The 18,562-nt window shown below is 51.9% G+C and carries 17 protein-coding genes and 1 tRNA gene; 4 read left to right on the plus strand and 14 right to left on the minus strand.

Annotation, left to right across the window (positions count from 1 at the left end):
• Nucleotides 1–24: 24 nt before the first annotated feature.
• Entirely contained in the window at nucleotides 25–900 is an 876-nt protein-coding gene (gene ispE / locus IZU26_RS08195) for a 4-(cytidine 5'-diphospho)-2-C-methyl-D-erythritol kinase (protein ID WP_433278193.1), read from the minus strand.
• A 123-nt stretch (nucleotides 901–1,023) separates the two neighbouring features.
• On the opposite strand from ispE, the gene IZU26_RS08200 reads away from it, so the two are divergent.
• Nucleotides 1,024–1,299 carry a hypothetical protein gene (locus IZU26_RS08200; RefSeq protein WP_433278196.1) on the plus strand — a complete coding sequence of 92 codons (276 nt, stop codon included), beginning with the start codon at nucleotides 1,024–1,026 and terminating at the stop codon, nucleotides 1,297–1,299.
• A 260-nt stretch (nucleotides 1,300–1,559) separates the two neighbouring features.
• On the opposite strand, the gene rsfS is transcribed toward IZU26_RS08200, so the two are convergent.
• From rsfS to IZU26_RS08260, 12 genes are all read right to left on the minus strand, one after another.
• Nucleotides 1,560–1,913, minus strand: coding sequence for a ribosome silencing factor (rsfS, locus tag IZU26_RS08205; RefSeq protein ID WP_433278198.1), 354 nt, complete (start codon nucleotides 1,911–1,913; stop codon nucleotides 1,560–1,562).
• 13 nt (nucleotides 1,914–1,926) lie between these two features.
• Entirely contained in the window at nucleotides 1,927–3,153 is a 1,227-nt protein-coding gene (locus IZU26_RS08210; RefSeq protein ID WP_433278200.1) for an LCP family protein, read from the minus strand.
• Nucleotides 3,154–3,394: 241 nt separating this feature from the next.
• Nucleotides 3,395–3,985: a bis(5'-nucleosyl)-tetraphosphatase (symmetrical) YqeK gene (yqeK, locus tag IZU26_RS08215; protein ID WP_433278202.1), complete on the minus strand. Its 591-nt coding sequence runs from the start codon at nucleotides 3,983–3,985 to the stop codon at nucleotides 3,395–3,397.
• The gene (nadD, locus tag IZU26_RS08220) at nucleotides 3,966–4,628 is read right to left on the minus strand and encodes a nicotinate (nicotinamide) nucleotide adenylyltransferase (protein ID WP_433278204.1); all 663 of its coding nucleotides are present in this window, start codon (nucleotides 4,626–4,628) and stop codon (nucleotides 3,966–3,968) included. Before nadD ends, yqeK begins: the two co-directional genes overlap by 20 nt.
• Entirely contained in the window at nucleotides 4,625–5,755 is a 1,131-nt protein-coding gene (obgE, locus tag IZU26_RS08225; RefSeq protein WP_021329168.1) for a GTPase ObgE, read from the minus strand. Before obgE ends, nadD begins: the two co-directional genes overlap by 4 nt.
• Nucleotides 5,756–6,116: 361 nt before the next feature.
• Entirely contained in the window at nucleotides 6,117–6,374 is a 258-nt protein-coding gene (gene rpmA, locus IZU26_RS08230) for a 50S ribosomal protein L27 (protein WP_180485238.1), read from the minus strand.
• Nucleotides 6,375–6,386: 12 nt separating this feature from the next.
• Nucleotides 6,387–6,725, minus strand: coding sequence for a ribosomal-processing cysteine protease Prp (locus IZU26_RS08235; RefSeq protein WP_021329152.1), 339 nt, complete (start codon nucleotides 6,723–6,725; stop codon nucleotides 6,387–6,389).
• A complete protein-coding gene (gene rplU, locus IZU26_RS08240; RefSeq protein ID WP_021329159.1) occupies nucleotides 6,725–7,039 on the minus strand; it encodes a 50S ribosomal protein L21 in 315 nt (104 codons plus the stop codon). The genes IZU26_RS08235 and rplU overlap by 1 nt, the downstream gene beginning before the upstream one ends.
• 190 nt (nucleotides 7,040–7,229) lie before the next feature.
• The gene (locus tag IZU26_RS08245; RefSeq protein ID WP_433278207.1) at nucleotides 7,230–7,814 is read right to left on the minus strand and encodes an HAD family hydrolase; all 585 of its coding nucleotides are present in this window, start codon (nucleotides 7,812–7,814) and stop codon (nucleotides 7,230–7,232) included.
• 4 nt (nucleotides 7,815–7,818) lie between these two features.
• Nucleotides 7,819–7,890 (minus strand) — tRNA-Glu (locus IZU26_RS08250).
• Nucleotides 7,891–8,101: 211 nt separating this feature from the next.
• A complete protein-coding gene (locus IZU26_RS08255; protein ID WP_433278209.1) occupies nucleotides 8,102–9,361 on the minus strand; it encodes an aminopeptidase in 1,260 nt (419 codons plus the stop codon).
• Between the two features lie 32 nt (nucleotides 9,362–9,393).
• On the minus strand, nucleotides 9,394–11,322 hold the full coding sequence (locus tag IZU26_RS08260; RefSeq protein ID WP_021329195.1) for an AMP-dependent synthetase/ligase: 1,929 nt from the start codon (nucleotides 11,320–11,322) through the stop codon (nucleotides 9,394–9,396).
• A gap of 99 nt (nucleotides 11,323–11,421) precedes the next feature.
• Here IZU26_RS08260 and era point away from each other — a divergent pair, with 99 nt between their 5' ends.
• The 3 genes from era to IZU26_RS08275 all read left to right on the plus strand — a co-directional run bounded on the left by era (nucleotide 11,422) and on the right by IZU26_RS08275 (nucleotide 16,708).
• Entirely contained in the window at nucleotides 11,422–12,339 is a 918-nt protein-coding gene (gene era / locus IZU26_RS08265) for a GTPase Era (protein ID WP_433278211.1), read from the plus strand.
• Between the two features lie 125 nt (nucleotides 12,340–12,464).
• On the plus strand, nucleotides 12,465–15,329 hold the full coding sequence (locus IZU26_RS08270) for an insulinase family protein (RefSeq protein ID WP_433278213.1): 2,865 nt from the start codon (nucleotides 12,465–12,467) through the stop codon (nucleotides 15,327–15,329).
• A gap of 167 nt (nucleotides 15,330–15,496) precedes the next feature.
• On the plus strand, nucleotides 15,497–16,708 hold the full coding sequence (locus IZU26_RS08275; protein WP_433278216.1) for an OmpP1/FadL family transporter: 1,212 nt from the start codon (nucleotides 15,497–15,499) through the stop codon (nucleotides 16,706–16,708).
• A 224-nt stretch (nucleotides 16,709–16,932) separates the two neighbouring features.
• On the opposite strand, the gene IZU26_RS08280 is transcribed toward IZU26_RS08275, so the two are convergent.
• Nucleotides 16,933–18,558: an alpha-amylase family glycosyl hydrolase gene (locus IZU26_RS08280; RefSeq protein WP_433278218.1), complete on the minus strand. Its 1,626-nt coding sequence runs from the start codon at nucleotides 18,556–18,558 to the stop codon at nucleotides 16,933–16,935.
• Nucleotides 18,559–18,562: the final 4 nt, after the last annotated feature.

An 18,562-nucleotide genomic window follows, 5' to 3' on the forward strand; every position in this document is an offset into this window, starting at 1 on the left:
GTTCCTCCGCTCATTCAAACGAGCTTATGTGCTCTGAAAAGGACGCACTGCAATACATCCTTTCCAGCTTGAAGCCAGCACAGAGCGGGCATTTTCCGCTTCCTCTTCGGAAGGAAAAATCCCGTAAACCGTAGAACCGGATCCGGACATTTCGGCATACGAAGCGCCGGCCCGACGAAGGTCGTCCAGCGCAAAGCCGATTTCCGGAAACCGACTTACTAATGACGGAGTAAAACTGTTTACAAAACTCCAGCCTGAAACCGGAGTCGTGTACACAGTCTCTAAATCCGCATAAGCCGGGCATGGCGCTATCTTTCCCGCCGCAAAGCTCTCGTCGAGAAGCGCGTAGGCTTCCTTTGTAGAGCTGTGCACACCGGGAAAAACAAGCAGTATACACAGATCGCTTCTGGCGCGAATCGGTTTTACGATTTCGCCGCGACCCGTTACAACCGCACATCCCTCCGCACCGCACAATAAAAAAAAGAACACATCGCTGCCGATGCTTGAAGCGATCGCTTCGAGCTGCCGAACGGAAAGCGTTATGTCGTTTAACGCTTCGAATGCCCGTATGCAAGCAGCCGCATCGGATGAGCCGCCTCCCAATCCGCCGCCGGACGGGATTCGTTTTTTCAGCTCAACACGTACACCGAAATTATCGATTCCGGTAACAGAACGGAACGCAGTATATGACAACGAAATCGTATTGTCGCTCGGAAGTTCCATACCTTCACAATCGACGACACAGCCGTTTTTTTCCGATGCGCGCACGACCAAAGTGTCGAAGAGCGTTACCGTTTGAAAAATGCTTTCGATCCTATGAAATCCGTTTACGCATCCCGGCAAAACATGCAAACCGATGTTGATCTTTGCCGGAGCGATTACACAGATTTCCGTTCTCATATATTCAATCAATTATACAGATTTTAATCCGGTATGTCAAACTCTATTGACACGATCGCGCAGGTCATTTACAGTGAGTGAGGTTTGAGAGCAGTCAGCAATACAAGCCTCACAGGAGTTAGTATGTCCGCCGAAGAATTCTTTTCGTATGACGACGAATACGATGACGACGATTTTGATGCCGAGGACGATTTCGGCAGCGACGACGGAGACGAAGAGCTCGACGAATTCGACGAAGACGCCGATTTTTTCGAAGACGATCCCCTTGAAGAAGACGATGACATAGACGAACCTTACGACGATTACGAAGAAGAAGACGGGTACGGTGCCGTACGCGACGACGATGAAGATCTGTCCGATGAAGACGACTTCGACGATATCGACGACGACACTTATTGATATCGCCTTTTAAAAACCGATCGGCACGCTTTCATTTTTTAAAAATTTCCGACAGACTCGGCTTTCAATTCCGATTTTATTAATTATTATTTTTTATTTCAGGGCGACTTTTTGCGGCAAACCGCAAAAACCGGGCTTTCCGAGGTTCCGCCGTCCGGCTCCATTCCTTCGGAACGGCTCCGCCGCCTCTCCAATCCCTGCCGCACGCAAAGCCTTTTTCTGCTCTGCATTTCCTCCGAAACTCGCAGCACTACCGTGCGTTAATCGTTAAACTCTACACGGCGCCCTGAGTGCCACAGCTTTTCCAAATCGTAAAATCCCCTCGCCTCGCTCGACATCAAGTGTACGACGATGTCTCCGAAATCCGTCAGCTGCCAGTCATCGCCGTCGCTCTGCTTTCTGCGCGTGCGGTAGAGTTCGAGTTCGTTTTCTTTCGCGTAGTCACATGCCTGTTTATATAAACCTTCTTTGTGCGCAGAACTCGTAACCGTAACGATGACAAAATAATCCGTCCAGCTGTTCAGATCCGAAACATCGATAAGCGCGACATCTTTTCCTTTGCCGTCTTCCATAAGCCGCGCGAGTTCTTTCGCTTTTTCTTCCGTCGTTTTCATATCAAACCTTACATCAATTCGCGGACGGGCGCACATAGCGGCCGTCGAAATCTTTTCCCAAAATAATCGTAAAGTCGACGCTCGCAACCGATTCGTTCGCGCCGTCATTCCCCACTTCTTCTTCTTGAATATTCGTGCAGCGGATAAAATCGCCGACCATTTTCGCGATTTCCCTATTGCCGATGTGATCGATGATCACCGTCTTTTCGTAATCGTTTCTGTCGGCATTCAGCGTACTTAAAATATCGTAGCTCGCGTTTTGAAACAAAATCGCCGTATTGTGCGCAAGCCCCTGCACCGTCGTACCGTTTTGAATTTCGAGTACGTAGATGCGGCTCGTCATCGTATTGCCGGTCGAAATGAGCATATTAGTCGACTGTGCGACCGCCTGTTTGATAAACTCGCCGCCGTTGAGCGGAAAAAGGAGCTGCTTACCGTCGACGGTACTCACTCTTCCCGTTACGTTTTGCTTGATGATGTATTCCGTATTCATCTCCGCAAGCAGCGACATGTGTGTCGTAAAATCTTTCGCATCGAGATTCGACGAAAAGAGCGGCAAAAATTTATTAATATTTTTTTTGGCCAGTATCACAGCTTTGTTTTCGCCGAGCTGCGTAAAATAAGCGATCATGATGTTTTGATAGCGCTCGTATACGTCGGCATCCGTTTCTTCGTTCAAACGGTAGCGAATGTACGTCGAAACTTTATCGCCGTCAAGCGTTACCGCTCCGGACGGCAAAAGCCAGCGCTCACCGTCGGCGGAAAGAGAGTCGACCGGGGCGGAAATAAAAACGCGCAGGCCGCCCATCATATCGGTCAGCGTGATAAAATCGTCGAGCTTTACGATCGAATAAAAAGGTATCGACGTTCCGAGCAGGTTTTCGATTTGCCGGAGATAAGCGGCGATCCCCTTTTCGCGATAGATGACCGCGATGCCGTCGGTACGCCCCTGCGTGCCTTCGACGCCTTCGAGTACGCGGTAGATGCCGCCGACATTGTACGGAATATTGACGACGGCCGCTTTTTTCGAAACCGGATAATAGATGACGACTTCCGTCATAAGCGCATTTCCGTCACCGTCGTCGAGCACATAGAGCGTACGGATCACTTGATCGTTTTCAAGGCTTTTACCGACAGTGTCGGTACGGAGCGACATCGCGATAAAAACGGAAACGCCCGCGATGATGGCAAATATGAGGATCAAAAACAGTATGCCTTTTTGTTCGTCACGGATATGCATGTATCGTAACAACTCCCATAAAAACTTTTGCAGGAAGTTGCAACTTCCGAAAAAGTTTTTAGTCGTGCGCAAAAGCGCACATGTTCAATAATCGAGTTTGCGAAACTATACTGTATCGTAGTCTTTCAATTTTCATCAAAACGATACGTATACATAGCTTCCGCAAACAGCCATGCAAACTCGAGATAAAAAGCGGCGGCGATATTTCAGACGGCGCTTTTTATCGTAACTCCTTAACAATCTAACAGCGATTCAACGACCGCAAAAGTTTTTCCGATTCGGGCGCGACGACACATCCCTTTTTTTTCAAATACGCGATCCCGTCGACGAGCACTTTTTCTACGAGTTCGTCGAGCGAAAGACGATCGAGAAAATCCGTATACGCTTTTGTCGCCTGCGGACGGCCGGGCTCGATTTTATCCGCAGCGTAAACGACTTTCGAAAGAGAGCACATACCTGCTTCTCCGAACGTGTGCACGGCGACCGCCTGCAGTATGTCTTTATCGGTTACACCGAAATCGCGGCGGAGCATGAGAGCTGCCGCGCGTCCGTGCAGCAGCGAAGGCTTTTGCGCTTCAAGCTCCGTAATCGCTTTTCCGTCCTCACGGGCGAGTGCCGCGATCTTTTCGTCGCTCATGTCTTTGCACATATCGTGCGCGATGCCCGCAAGATAGCCCCGCGAAGCATCCAATCCGTATTTTTTGCAAAGCCGGGAAGCGGTTTCGGCGACGCGCACCGAATGTTCGTAACGCTCTTTTGTTAAAACCGCTTTCGCATAGTTTTTGACGCGTTCGGTGAGCGCGGAGCTGCAATCAGAATCTTCCGTATCCATAGAGCCGTTTCCGTATAATATATCGAAAAACGCTTTCGGGAACAAGGTAACGCCAGCTTTTTCCCGAACCGATGCGGGAGCGGATTTCGGTTGAAGAAAGCGTAAGCGGAGGATTGTCGAGAAGCCTGTGCGGAAACGGAAAAGACACGGACTCCCCTACTCCGTCAAATCCGCCGGTATAATTTCCCGAGGGCGTATTTTGAAACGCTTTGAGCGATTCCCCCTTTTCTCCGTCGCGTCTCCGCGCGATGACGATATCGGACATGGAAGCGACGTCTGATGCGCGGTACCACTTTTCGAACTCGCGCGCGTTTTCTTCTCCGATGATGAGCGCGGGCTTTCCTTCGATCGAATCGCCGAATTTTTTAATAATATACTCAAGCGTATCGAAAGTGTACGAAACCCCGCCTCGCTCGATTTCGCACGCTTCGGCGGCAAAGTGCGGAGAATCTTTGCAAAACGAGCGCACCATACCGAGCCTGTCTTTCGCAGAAGCCGCATCCGTAAAACGTTTGTGCGGCGGGATAAACGTCGGAACGAGGAGCACTTTGTCGAAGCCGAGCTCGCCCGCTGCGATTTCGGCAAGCATGGCGTGTCCGATGTGCAGAGGATTGAACGCGCCGCCGAGCAAAGCGATTTTCATGAACGCTCCGTCCCCGGATACTGCGTTTCCATACTTTCATCGACCGACCGCGTCGAAAGAAACGACGACGCTTCATTTCCGCGAGAAATCTCTCCGTCCTGCCCCTCAGTCCCTACGCCCGAAGCGGCATCGACCATATCGATGATCCCGATCTTTGCGCTCCGCATATTCATATTCGCGGTAACCGAAATCGCGATAACGGGAGTTTCCTTTTCCGCTTCGCGAATCGATTTAATAATTTTTTGCGCGTTTTCCGCAGCTCCTTCCACGTCGATTTTATTGCACAGCACCATCTTCGGCTTTGCAGCGAGCTCGGGCGAATACGAAGCGAGTTCTTTTTTCAGCGCAGCGTAAGCGGTCATGCAGCTTTCGTCGGAACAGTCGATCATATAGATGAGGCAGGCCGTGCGCGAAATATGTTTTAAAAATTTAAATCCGAGCCCCGCGCCTTCGGACGCGCCTTCGATGATTCCCGGTATATCGGCAATGATGATATCGCGCTCTCCGTCGACGCGGAGCACTCCCAAATTGGGGATTTTCGTCGTAAACGGATAGGGCGCGATTTTCGGACGCGCGTTCGTAAACGCGTTTAAGAGCGACGACTTGCCGGCGTTCGGAAAACCGACGAGCCCCGCGTCGGCTATGATCGAAAGCTCGAGGCGGAGCTTCCTCACTTCTCCGGGAGTACCCGGATGCGCGTAACGCGGCGCCTGATTGGTCGACGACTTAAAATGGACATTGCCCCAGCCGCCCTTACCGCCGCTCAAAAAAACGAAGCGCTCGTTTTCGTCTTCGTCGGTAAAATCGTGGATGAGTTCGTCCGTTTCGGCATCCCGTATCGTCGTGCCGGGCGGAACGGCGATGACGACATCTTCTCCGTCTTTGCCGTATTTGTTCCAGCCCGAACCGTCGCCGCCGTTTTTCGCTTTAAAGACGACTTGATTGCGGAGTTTTGCAAGCGTACGCATATTGCGCTTGACGCAAAACACAACGTCGCCCCCCTTGCCGCCGTCTCCTCCGTTCGGCCCCCCTCGCGGAATGTATTTTTCTCTGCGAAACGCGATGCAGCCGTTTCCGCCTTTTCCCGAGCGGACTTCGATCACCGCTTCATCTGCAAACTGTGCCATACTGTTCTCTTGTTTATATCCGGGCAATCGCACTGGAAAACTATATATCTAAAAATAGCGTGTAACGTAAAAAATCGGCGGCACTCCCGGCAGCAGCCCTGCGTTCGCCGCGGCAGACCGTAATCGGAATCGGACTGCACAAACTTTTTTTGCAAAAAGTTTGCTTGCCATCGGTCTGAGCGGCTCGGCGGCAGTTCCGCTGCCTCGCGTTCCGCCTTTTCTTATGTAAGTATACGCTTCTTTTCTGTGTATACATTTCCAGTGCAGTTGCCCTGCTATTTTCATTTAAAATTACCCTAAGCGAAAATACCCGGCGCAGGCTGTGCTGAACCGGGTATCGTCATAGTGTCAAACAAAATTTTTACGCGTTTGCCGGAGCAACGGAAATATATTTTCTGTTCATCCGTTCGTGGTAGACGACTTTACCGTCCGCCGTCGCATACAGGCTGTCGTCGCCCGCGCGTTTTACATTGCTGCCCGGAAAAAATTTCGTTCCGCGCTGTTTGACAAGTATGGAACCGGCCGTAACCGCTTCTCCGCCGTATCGCTTTACGCCTAAATTTTTAGGATTGGAATCGCGTCCGTTTTTGGCGCCGCTGCCGCCTCTCGATCTTCCCATAGTATACCTCGTTTAATCAGTTTGTATCTTCAATTCTACGTTGTGCGGATATTCCCGCGCAAGAGAAGCGAGTCCCGCTTCCAAAAATCGCCCGGCATATACGAGCGCGCATCGAGATTCCGGAGGCGCGCTTTCCGCGCTTACATCAAAATCCAATGCCCCCCGATCCGGAGCGTCAAGCCTGACAAAGACGCCCTCCGTTTCGGAAAGCGCCTGCATCGTCGTGCGCAGCAAAACCGTAACGGCACTGCAGACGATATCGTTTCCCTTTTCGGCAAAACGCGCGTGGCCCAGTGCTCTGCACGATGCAAGAGAGCCGTCCTTTGCGCGCGCGAGCTGAACGGAGATCATTACGCGACGGTAATCTCCGTTACGGTAACTTTCGTATAGGCTTGTCTGTGCCCGATGAGCCTGTGGTAATCCTTTTTCGCTTTGTATTTGAACACAAGCACTTTTTTGTCACGGAACGTTTCCCCGACTTCGATTTTCACTTTCGCGCCCGCAACATAGGGAGCACCGACGCTGATTTTATCGCCGTCGCTTACGAGCAAAACGGAATCGAGTTCGACGGTTGCGCCTTTTTCTTCGCTCAATTTATCGACCGTTAAGACAGCGCCCTTTTCCGCTTTATACTGTTTGCCCTTATATTCGATAAGTGCGTACATGGCAACACTCCTGATTATTAAAATAATGCGCATAAAACGGCGGCACACGAAACGGGGATTATGCAAAACCGTTTTAGACTATGCGTATCGATTATTGTATCGGAAAATACGGGAATTAGTCAAGACGCGCATTGCATCACGTTAAATCTAACCGAGTTTTTAGCGGTACCCAATTATGCCGTTTTTCACATTACAGTACGATGCTCCGAAGTTTATCGACGGCCGCCCATGAAAATTCGTCGCGAAACCAAAAGCCGCGCATACCCGCTTTTTCGGCGCCTTCGATATTCGCTTTCGTATCGTCGATAAAAAGCGCACGAAAAGCTTCGACGCCTTCGGCGCGCAAAATATAATCGAAAAAACGCACGTCGGGTTTTGCAAGTCCCATGCGCTGGGAAAGATAGCAGTGATCGAAATGCGACTCAAGTGAAGCGCACGCGTTCATCTTTTGCCAATGCCCCTCACACGTATTGGAACCGCACACGACCCGTTTTCCGCGCGAGCGAAGTTCGTCGACGAGCGCAAGAACCGGAGAATTCGGATAAGGCGTAAAGAGATCGACGAGGGGGTCGGCATCCGAGTCAACGCCGAATTTTCCGGATACGGTTTTCCACCAGTCCTTTGTCGTTATACTGCCTTCCATGAGCGGAATATCCGAACGCATATATTCGGCATATACGTCGTCTTCTTTGAGGTGATAGTGTAAAGCGATTTTTCCGATCGTTTGGAAATTGAAAATACAAACGCCGCCGAGATCGAAAACGATTATATCCATGAATCATCTCCTAGCAGAATTGAACTGCTGTTGTCGGGATGAAAACCCGATGTCCTAACCACTAGACGAAGGAGACATACAGCATAGGGCTGTTCAATAACTATAGCATACCTGCACACAACGTGTCAATATACACATCCGCATTTTCGCCTACGGCAAAAACGTGCAGTATAAAAAACATATCCGTATAGGCCACCGTATGTTGCCGCAAAACAACGGATACGCCGGTTACTCCGAATACGGCTCGGTCGATATCACGCTTTCGATTCCCGTACCGATGATACGGCTCACAGCGTCAAATCGCCGTTTTGCAAAATCGTCCGCACGGAGCCGTCTTCATACGCTATTTCGATCGTCGGCTCACGTACAATGCCGTCAAGATGGATCAGCGCCGGAGCGTCGTTGTCGTAATTTTCGCCGATCGCAAAGTGACACGTGTGGAACGCTTTTTCGTCTTCGAGCATATTTCCCGTAATGACGGCGGCGGGATTTAAGCCGATGCCGAGCTCTCCGATATTGCGTGCATTTCTGCGGTACACGCTTCCTTGTCCTTCGGGCAGCTTTCCTTCCTTTTCCATCGCGAGCGATTTCGCTTCCGCATCGGCGATCGTTTTTTTCAGACGCGCGGCTTCGTCTCCGCCGTCTATGTCGGTCACAAAACCGTCGGAAACCTGCACAACGATCGGTGTTTCAAGGAGCGCGTCCCCGTCACCGAACGACATAGAACCGTCGAATACGATTTTCCCGTTCGTGCCGGATGCAGTCTGCGCGCTTTTTTCTTCAGCCCGCTCGCCGGCCTCTTGTGCGCCCTTCCCTTCCGCTCCGCCCTGCTCGCCGGCGGTTCCCGCATCTTCGGCATCGCCCTGAGCGCCGATCTTTTGCTTGATTTTATCGAGGATGTTTCCCTCGTCCTGCACGCCTCCCGTACCGACGACGGGGCTGATAAACACTTCTCCCGCGGGGATGTTTCCGCCCGTACCCGCTTTCGAAAAATCTCCGTCATCTTCCATCGCTTTTCGCCCCGCAACCGGAACGACGACATCCGTTCCGCCGGGAGAAGTAACGTGAACGGAGACGGCTTTTTCATACGCTTTTTTCAACGCCGCACAGCGAGAGGCGAGCTCTTTGTAATCGATCTGCACCGCGCGCTCGTACATCTCCTGCGTGATGCCCGGCATCCACACGGCGCGCATCGATTTTTTCCCGCTCAGCAAAAAGTCGAAGATGTGCATGAATTTCGTACCCGTTTTGTCGATATAGGGATGCGCCGCAGCTCCAGGATCTTTTCCGAGCTTCGACGATGACACGGAAAAACACAAGTCGGGATTCGTCGCGATAGAGGCGAGCACTTCAGGAGATGCGTTATCGAAGGATTTTTTTGCGCTTTGAAATACAAGCACCGGCTCGCCGCCTGCTTTTTTTACCGACTCGAATAAATCCTGTGCAATCACATTCGTTTCGGGATTTGCAACGATGAGCACACGCTCGCTTTTTTTTACGCGGCACACATCGCGTACGATGATCTCCGCCGGCAGTACGTCTTTCATATTCAATTTCCTCTGTAAATATATCGTGTCCGTCACATATCCGTTTTCGGATCCTGAGCGAACAGCGAAGTGATTTCTTTAGCGTAGATTTCGCCGATTCTGAAACGCATGATTTCCTGCTTTGCCGAAAGTTCGACGCCGACTTCAAAGGGCTTTGTGATAAGAACGAATTTATTGATCCGCTCGAACATCTTAAATCCGTTTTTCGAATTGATAAGCCCGTTGATTTCTCCCGCGTACAGCGTTTGAACGTATTCGGATGCAAGTAGATTTTCGTACGTATCGTATTGGATGCCGTTTTCCGCGGCGTAGCCTTTTACTTCGTCCTCATCGACCAGAATAAGCGCGCCGAGGTAACGTTCGTCCTGCCCGACGACGACGGCCGCTTTGATAAAGCGCGATTCCTGCAGTTTTTGTTCGATCGGAAGCGGTTCGATATTTTCGCCGCCGCGGAGCACGATCGTATCTTTCATGCGGCCTTTTAAAACGATTTCGTCGTGAATGGAAAGAATACCGATATCGCCCGTATCGAACCAGCCGTCGACGGTCATCACTTTTGCCGTCAAATCGGGACGCTTGTAGTAGCCTTTCATCACCGTACCGCCTTTCACCTGTACGATGCCCTGTTTGCAGCGTCCGAGCACGTAGCCGTCCTGATCGACGATGCGCACTTTAACGCCGCGGATGGGAGAGCCGACGTTGCCGAATACGGGATCGGCTATCGGCCGCACGGAGATGACGGGAGCGGTTTCAGTAAGACCGTAGCCTTCGACGACCTTTACGCCGATCGCCCAAAAGAACTCGTCGATGTTGTGCGGATAAGCGCCGCCGCCCGAAACGCCCGCACGGAAGTTTTTTCCGAGCATCGATTTGATTTTTCGAAACACGAGCGCATTTCCGAGCAATTTGGGCGGATAGAGCAAAAGCCACGGGATGACGAGGAGTGCCCACAGCGCACCGATATAGTCCGGCCCGAAGCGCACGTTTTTGCGGAAGAGGAGTCTGTCGATCCGAGAATGCAAAATCGCGACGCCGACAAAAAAATGGAACAGCATATAAACGAAACCGCCCGTTTTGCGCATCTTGCGGTTGATGCCGTCGTAGATCGCTTCGTACACGCGGGGAACGGCGGGCATGAGGTGCGGATTGACCTTTTGAAAATCGGCGAGGAGGATGCTTCCGACCGGCTTCGAATAGCAGAGTGCAGCTCCTTGAATCATGATGACGTATTCGCACAGGCGCTGAAACACGTGCCATACCGGCAGCACGCACAGCGCGCGGTCGCCGGGATTCAAATAGATGCGTTCCTGCAGTTCGTCGAGCTGCGTCAAAAAATTGCCGTGCGAAAGTTCGACACCCTTGGGCATACCCGTCGTACCCGACGTAAAGATGATGCACGCCGTATCGTTCCACTCTCCCTTTTCGAGTTCGGCTTCGATCTCCGCCCTGTGTTCGATATTGTATTTTTTCCCTTCGTTCAATAAATTATTAAAAAACAATAAATCGATTTTCGCTTTTTTTACGTCGGCTTTTATATCGTCGCCGACATCTTCAAACGAAATGAGCGTTTTCAGATGCGGCAGTTCGCTCTTTACGGATACGATCTTTTTAATCTGCGCGGCGTTTTCCGCAATGACGACGGCGCATTCCGTAAACGACAAAATCTGCTGCAAGTCGATAAGCGTCGCATCGCATCCGCGCGGAACGTCGACGGCGCCGAGCGCCATGATCCCCATGTCGGCCTGTTCCCACTCTTTGCGGTTGTCGGAGATGAGACCGATCGCTTCGCCGCGCACGACGCCGATCTCTTTTAAGGCGGCGGCAAAATCGAGAGAGGTTTCATACAGCTCTCGGTACGACACCGGCTCGAATACGCCTTCGGCGTTTTTCGAATACTGCGCCGCGATTTCGGGAAAGTCGGCGGCGGTTTTTTTCAGCATTTTCGGGAGCGTTTGTTCCATAATGGGAAGTATAACGGTAAAAAACGAAAAGCGTCAATCTGAACGCTGCGTACGGTACGTAGCCGCGCATACGTCATATCGCTATACTGTGGTACATACATGAATACGGAACACACGGTACAAAGCGATGCCCGAAAAGCGGGCATCGTAGCAATCATCGGGCGGCCTTCGGCCGGCAAATCGACTTTCCTCAACACGGCGTGCGGAGAACTCGTATCCATCGTATCGAAAATACCACAGACGACACGCGATGCGATTCGCGGCATTATCAATACGTCGCTCGGACAACTCGTGTGCATCGACACGCCCGGCTACCACGCGAGTGAAAAAAAACTCAACCTCAAACTACGCTCTCTCGCAGCCGAACAGCTGAAAACCGCCGATGCACTGCTCTACATCATCGACAGTACGAGAGCTGCGGGAGAAGAAGAAGCGCTCGTCGCAGAACTCGTTAAGCCCTTTGCCGACAGAACCGTCGTCGCCGTCAACAAGCGCGACGCGCCGAACGCAAAAATGCCCGACACGATCGAATTTATTAAAAACGCGCTGCCGGAAATCCCCGAAGAGCGCGTCATCGTCGTATCGGCAAAAAACGATGAAAACATCGACGATGTGTTAAAAGCGCTGTACAAGCTCGTACCCGTCGCTCCCGAATTGTACCCGAGGGAATACTACACCGACCAGGATGTCGGCTTTCGCATCGCGGAAATCATACGCGGAGAAGCGATCAATCGGCTCGAAGAAGAAGTGCCGCACTGTCTCTATGTCGACATCATGGATACGGAAATGAAAGACGGAGGCAAACGCCTCTGGGTGCGCGCGAGTATTTGCGTTGAACGCGAAAGCCAAAAAGGCATCGTCATCGGTAAGGGCGGCGCGATGATAAAAGCGATCCGTACGGCATCGATCAACAGATTCCGTACCATCTTCGATTACGCGGTCGATCTCGACTTGCAGGTAAAAGTCGATAAAAATTGGCGGCAAAAAGACGCTGTGCTGAAAAAATTAATAAAATAGCTACACGTTATGACGGTATCCGATGCTCTTACCGTTGCAGGAAAGATTCGTATGCGTTTTATATGCCTATACGCGTCCGTGAACCGAGCTTTTGAAACCGCATAGTATTATGGTATACTGATTTTATGATGTTTCGACGAATATTGCGCACACACTTTTTTGTTTTCCTCTTTGCCGTTTGCGTTTTTTCGGCTGCAAGCGATGAAGCCGACATTCCTCATGGCTTTGCAGAATACACGCTCCAAAACGGTATGCACGTGTTCGTGCTCGAAGACTTCGCAGCCGCCCCGATCAGAATCGAATACGCGGTAAAGGCGGGCACAAGAGAGCAGACGCCGAAAACGGCGGGATTTTTTCCGCTCTATACGCGGCTCTTTGCGGAAGCGGGCAAAGCTTCGTATCCCGAGCAGATTGACGACTGGCTGCCTTCATCGGCAAAAATTTCCTGCGATACGGATGCGGCGCGCTGCGTTGTGACGATCGCGCCGGAGGAAATCGAAAAAGCGTTTTCCCAACTTGCGTACTGTGCGTTTTCCCCGTCGTTCAGCGATGCGAACATAGCGGCGCAGTTTACCGCACTTAAAAGCGAAGTGATGAATTATTCGCTCAGCACTGCGGGATTTATCAACGCGAGCATAGACGCGCGCATCTATGCCGCAGCCCCGTGGAAGCGGGATTCGGGCGTTTATCCTGCGCTCTTTACGAAAACGCCGCTCGCAGGCGTCCGTACGATCCTCATGAATATCGCCCGATGCTACTATGTGCCGCAAAACAGCGCGCTTTTTATAAGCGGCGGCATACAAAAAGAAGCGGCGCTCAAAGCCGCGGAAAAGACATTCGGCGCATGGCCTGCGGGCGCCGACGTTCCCGCGCAGACAAAAACCGCACCCGAAACCGCCGCACATAAAATACGGCAGCGGAAATTCGTCATCAGCGACCCGCTCTTTTCATCCGACTTGACGCAGATCGTCGTACAGTATACGTCCCTTTCGGCGGCTCAAGCGGATACGGCGGCGGAAGCGTTCAACTTTCGCTCATCGTCGTTCAAATCGGCCGTACTGTCGCGCAAAGAACTCGGCATCCGCTCATCCGAGTATATCGATGCGGCCTCAACGCATAAAAACGGAGAAGTACGCCTCGTCTTTCAATCGCTCTTCGAAAAATCGAAAACTTCTCCCGACAAACAGGCTGCCGCCTTTATCGCGTGCATAAAAGCCGCACCTCGTTCTTTATCGAGCGCGGAACTCATACGCGCACGGCAAAATCTCGCAGCCGAATATCGAATGCGCTTCGGAGACGCGGCATTCCTTATGGACGCGCTTTCCGAACAGTGGGCATCCGATCGTACGAGGCAAAAAACGGAACCGCTCGTTTCGCAAATTTTCGACGCCTCCGACGATATCATCAATTTCGACGCCGTGGCATTCGAAGCCGCCTATGCGAGCGAAGAGCCTTTTGTGTTCGTGCTCGTCAACAGCAACGTCTACAAGCGCTTCGCAAAAGCCTTTGCGCATGCAGGCTATGAATCGGTAACGCAAAAAAACGGATCGTGGTACACGCAGGAATTGTACAAAAACATAACGGACGAAAATCTCGCCGAAGAAAAAGCGAAAGAGCCCTCCGCCGACGTTTCGGCCGCGGCATTTTACCGGGCGCAAAACCGCGCGGCTTTTTCGTCGTTTACGCTCGCAAACGGCATCCCCGTCGTATGCAAACAAAACGCTTCTTCCCCGTCCGCCCTCGTCATGCTTTCCATAAGCGGAGGAGAGCTCGGTTCCGCGTCAAAGCCCGGCTTTTTTTCACTCCTCGTCTATGCGCTCGCCGACAATATCCAAAAAGAAATCGATGCGCAAAAAGAACTCGGCACGATCGACGGTACGCCTTCCGTCCGCGCGGAAATCGATTTGACGAGCGGAACGATTTCGATCGAAAGCTTTGCCGACGATATGAGCGTCATCATGCCGTGCATATCGCGCGCGCTCATCTACGGCGACATACGGCCGGCTCAAGCGGACGGATTGGTGTACAACGCGCGGTCGCAAAAGCGCCTGCGCGACGGAAATACCGCACATCAATTATACAGCCGTGCCGTCACGGAACTCTTTCCCGGTACACCGTACGCCGCAGTGTTCGACAGCGGCAGCGACATCCTCGAACGCACGCAGTACGCCGACGTACTCGCATCCTACCCGTCGCTCCTCGACGCGAGCCGTTATACGCTCATCGTCACAGGCTGTTTCGATCCCCTTATCATACGCGATGCGCTCTCATCTTCGCTCGGTATGCTCGCCCCGCAGACGCTGCGCGAAAAAGCGAAGACTGCAGTCGATACCCCCGTCTTTCCGAGCGACGAAAAGAGCAAGCGGATTTCGGTAGCGCTCCGCCATCTTTTTTTTACCGATACGCCGGCAAAAGATGCGGGCCCCCGCCCCGAAACGCTCGTTCCGACAAAGGATTTTTCCGATCCCGTGCAGTATTGGCTTCCGGCTCCGGCCGATGCAAGAGCGCGCACCGTATTCAATGCGCTCCTTTCAGCGCTTCGAAATCGTCTTCGAAAAAATGCCGCCTCTCTCTCAGCGGATATCGCCGTGCATACGGACGATGCGACGTATGCGATGCAGGCGGCTGTCATCACCTTTACCCATGCCGGCCGTACCGATGCAATCGATACGCTTTACGCCCAAACGATCGCAGCGTTTGACAAGGAACTGGAAGACGAAGCGGCGTTTACCCGAATCAAAGCGGAGATACAAAACTGCTGGGTACTGGAACAGCTTTCGCCTACGCAGACAAACCGCGGCACGGCACTCCTCATACACGAAGGGCTCGAAGCGGCGGAAAGCGGAGACGCACTCGCCGATGCGCAAGCCTATCTCGCCTCCTACGAAATCGTCGACGATCTTTCGAGGGAAGAAGCCTGTAGCGTTTTCCAAGCCTGTTTTTCCGCGATCGCACCGCTTAGGCTCTATTCGAAAGATTCGAAGCGGTAAATCCGATGTTCGCGCGTGATTGACACGGCATTCGATTTGGAATACAGTAAATTATCAATGTTATCTGCTATGGATATCGTACGACAGAACAACGAAAAATCTCATCGCGCTATCGTCACGATTATGCTTTTCCCATCGTCACATTCTTCACACAACAAGGAGTTAACATGAAGAAATCGATCATCATCGCAGCGCTCGTCGCTGCAGTTGTCGGAGCCGCGGCTTTTGCCAACGGCGTTGAAAACAAAACGAATATGAGCCCCGGATACTTACGAAATCCGAGCCGCAATGCGGAAACGAAGCGCCCCGAAGCGGCCTTTTACAATATCGCGGGTACGGGCTTTTTGAAAGACGGCTTGTACTTCGATGCGGGCAATCAATTCGTATTTAAAAAATACACGAACTCGTTTCCAAACGGAAAAGATTTCAGCGATTCGTCGGCCGTATGGCTCTACCCGAACGCCGACATCGTATACAAGCGCGGCCCCTTTGCCGTATTCGGAAATTTCGGCATCTATGCCGGCGGCGGAAAACTTTTATACAAAGACGGCACGACCGTAACAGCCGGCGCATTAGCAGCTATTCCCACCGCCGCACAAAATCATTCGGTAGAGCTTTCGTCCATGACCTACGGAGAGCAGGTCGGATTTACGTACTGCCTGAAAAATTTTATCTCTTTTTCCGGCGCGCTGCGCCTGCTCCAAGCGACGCAATCGATGGAGTTAAAGAGCAATGATGCGGTTTTTGTCGGTGCTAACGGCGGAAACAAAATCGGCTACGATGCAAGCGCGTTCGGCGTCGGCGGCGTGTTCGGCATCGACGTGCGCCCCTTCCCCGCACTCACGCTCTCGACGCAGTTTCAGCTCCATTCCGATATGAAATATGAAGTAAAGAACGCCAAGGGAAATATCGGAGCCGGACTCGGTATCGCGGACGGTAAAACGTTCCACACCGATTTACCTGCGGTGCTGAACATGGGTGCGGGCTACCAAGTGCTGAAGCCGCTGTACGTATCCGCAAGCTTTAACTACTACTTCAACTCGTTCGCCCAGCTCAATTCGGTACTCGGCAAATCCGACTACAGCGATTCGTGGGAGTTGGCGGCGGGAGCGGATTACGACATCAACGATAAAGTGACGGCGAGTTTGGGATTGTCCTACGGCAACCAGGGGACAAAGGACACGGTAAACAACGCATTCAGCCCCATTTTGGACAGTCTTGCGATCGGTACCGGCGTCGAATACCGCCCTATCGAAAACCTCACACTCACGCTCGGCCTCTTGTACATAAAGTATTTTAAGCAGGATTATGGAGCCAGTGAACTCAACAAGCAGATCTTTATGACGAGTATCGGCGCGACCTACCGGCTCCCCATATAAGCGGTATCAACCGATAAAACCGTTGAAAAAGAGGCTGTCCCGGAAGTAATTGAAAACTTCACAAAGGACAGCCTCTTAATTTTTTTTCGTATATAACACTTTCGCGATATCGCATCTTCGCGGCGTTTATGCACCGAATAAAAATGCGGGCGTCTGTGCACCTCTCGAAACTTCGCGCTTACGCGCTCGTTGCGGGGCTCGCGCACGAATGCGGCATTTTCCCGTCACCTGTTTTTTGCAAGGACGACCGTACACAGCGGAGGAATCGTAAGGTTCCCCCCGTCGTCGCACACGGTGCCGGGATATGTCGAAAATACGACAGGCATAAGGTATTCGCGCGGAAGGAGAACGACGACCGTTTCCGGTGAAAGATTGTGCAGTACGAACGCCGTTTCCGTTTCGCTTTTCATAGCCCACGAAGAAACGAATTCGTTTCCCGTATTGACGGCGCTAAAGCGGCCTGCGAATAAAGCCGGATGCGCCGTCTTTACCCTGATAATGCGTTTGTAAAACTCGAGCAGCGAATCGGGATCTTTTTTCTGTTCCGCAACGCTGAGCGTATTTTTATTGTAACGCGACGTTTCCCACGTCGTCTGCAGCTTGTCTTTGCCCGCCTTATTCCACAGCATCGGCGTTCGGATCTGTTCGTCGGGCTTTGCTCCCATCATACCGATCTCTTCTCCGTAGTATATAAACGGTACGCCTTCCGCAAATATATACATCGCCGCGGCGAGTTTCAGCTGCGCCGTGTTTCCGCGCAAATATCCTGCAATGCGATTTTGATCGTGATTTGTTAAAAACGGCGCATCGATATAATTCGGATTCGATTCGGCATACCGTTCGTATTCGCTCTGCAGCGCATTTGCGAAATTATTATTCGCAGCGCTCCCGCTTCTCACTTCATCGATAATCTTCGTTCCCATATCGAAATGAAACGTCGATCCCAAACCCGCCATATATTCGGCGCGCGTCGAAGTCGCCTCCCATACTTCGCCCACTATGTACGCATCGAGCTTTACGCTCTTGTCGTAACCGACGATTTCTTTCCACCACGCGACACCTTTTGCAACCGAATTCGTACCGGGAAGCGTTTTCGCGCTGTTATACACATGACTTGCGGCATCGTAACGGAAACCGTCAACGCCCTTGTCGAGCCAAAACTTCATCACTTTTTTAAATTCCGCTCGAAGGGCGCCGTCGTCGAGATTGTAATCCGGCATATTCGGAGAAAAAATCCCCGAATAATAATAGCCGTCGGAATAATTCCATACGTTGTGTCCCCAAATCTGCTGACGCATATTATAGCGGCTGTCGTCGGGTGAAATCCATCGATACCACGTGCGGTGACTGTCTGCGGGATTGCGCGAATCGATAAACCACTGATTGTAAACGGACGAATGATTGCACGTCATATCGAGTATCACCGAAATACCGCGCTTTTTGCATTCGGCGAGCAATTTTTCAAAGTCCCCCATCGTGCCGTAATCGGGGTTGACGTTGTAATAATCGTCGACGTCGTAACCGTGATACGACTGCGACGGATAAATCGGCAAAAGCCAAATACCCGTGATACCGAGGTCGTCCGTCGTTGCGTCGTCACCGTCATTCAAGTAATCGAGTTTTTTGATAATGCCGGCGAAGTCGCCGATTCCGTCGCCGTTCGAATCGGCAAAGGAGCGCACGAAAAGACTGTAGTACACGCCTTCCGACGGCTTATCCGCCAAGCGTACGATAGGTGAGGATTTTTCGGAAGCGTGCCGCGGACGGGCGGCGCTTTTCGGAGAAGAGCTGCACGAAAAAAACGGCAGCATACCGCAGAGCGCAAGCGGCAACAGGAATACGCGTTTCATGAGA

Source organism: Treponema sp. SP13, from assembly GCF_050938355.1.
Classification (GTDB): Bacteria; Spirochaetota; Spirochaetia; order Treponematales; family Treponemataceae; genus Treponema_D; species Treponema_D socranskii.

Coding starts and splice junctions, on each gene's coding strand:
- ispE (WP_433278193.1), bottom strand. CDS start 900: ATGAGAACGGAAATCTGTGTAATCGCTCCGGCAAAGATCAACATCGGT.
- IZU26_RS08200 (WP_433278196.1), top strand. CDS start 1,024: ATGTCCGCCGAAGAATTCTTTTCGTATGACGACGAATACGATGACGAC.
- rsfS (WP_433278198.1), bottom strand. CDS start 1,913: ATGAAAACGACGGAAGAAAAAGCGAAAGAACTCGCGCGGCTTATGGAA.
- IZU26_RS08210 (WP_433278200.1), bottom strand. CDS start 3,153: ATGCATATCCGTGACGAACAAAAAGGCATACTGTTTTTGATCCTCATA.
- yqeK (WP_433278202.1), bottom strand. CDS start 3,985: ATGGATACGGAAGATTCTGATTGCAGCTCCGCGCTCACCGAACGCGTC.
- nadD (WP_433278204.1), bottom strand. CDS start 4,628: ATGAAAATCGCTTTGCTCGGCGGCGCGTTCAATCCTCTGCACATCGGA.
- obgE (WP_021329168.1), bottom strand. CDS start 5,755: ATGGCACAGTTTGCAGATGAAGCGGTGATCGAAGTCCGCTCGGGAAAA.
- rpmA (WP_180485238.1), bottom strand. CDS start 6,374: ATGGGAAGATCGAGAGGCGGCAGCGGCGCCAAAAACGGACGCGATTCC.
- IZU26_RS08235 (WP_021329152.1), bottom strand. CDS start 6,725: ATGATCTCCGTTCAGCTCGCGCGCGCAAAGGACGGCTCTCTTGCATCG.
- rplU (WP_021329159.1), bottom strand. CDS start 7,039: ATGTACGCACTTATCGAATATAAGGGCAAACAGTATAAAGCGGAAAAG.
- IZU26_RS08245 (WP_433278207.1), bottom strand. CDS start 7,814: ATGGATATAATCGTTTTCGATCTCGGCGGCGTTTGTATTTTCAATTTC.
- IZU26_RS08255 (WP_433278209.1), bottom strand. CDS start 9,361: ATGAAAGACGTACTGCCGGCGGAGATCATCGTACGCGATGTGTGCCGC.
- IZU26_RS08260 (WP_021329195.1), bottom strand. CDS start 11,322: ATGGAACAAACGCTCCCGAAAATGCTGAAAAAAACCGCCGCCGACTTT.
- era (WP_433278211.1), top strand. CDS start 11,422: ATGAATACGGAACACACGGTACAAAGCGATGCCCGAAAAGCGGGCATC.
- IZU26_RS08270 (WP_433278213.1), top strand. CDS start 12,465: ATGATGTTTCGACGAATATTGCGCACACACTTTTTTGTTTTCCTCTTT.
- IZU26_RS08275 (WP_433278216.1), top strand. CDS start 15,497: ATGAAGAAATCGATCATCATCGCAGCGCTCGTCGCTGCAGTTGTCGGA.
- IZU26_RS08280 (WP_433278218.1), bottom strand. CDS start 18,558: ATGAAACGCGTATTCCTGTTGCCGCTTGCGCTCTGCGGTATGCTGCCG.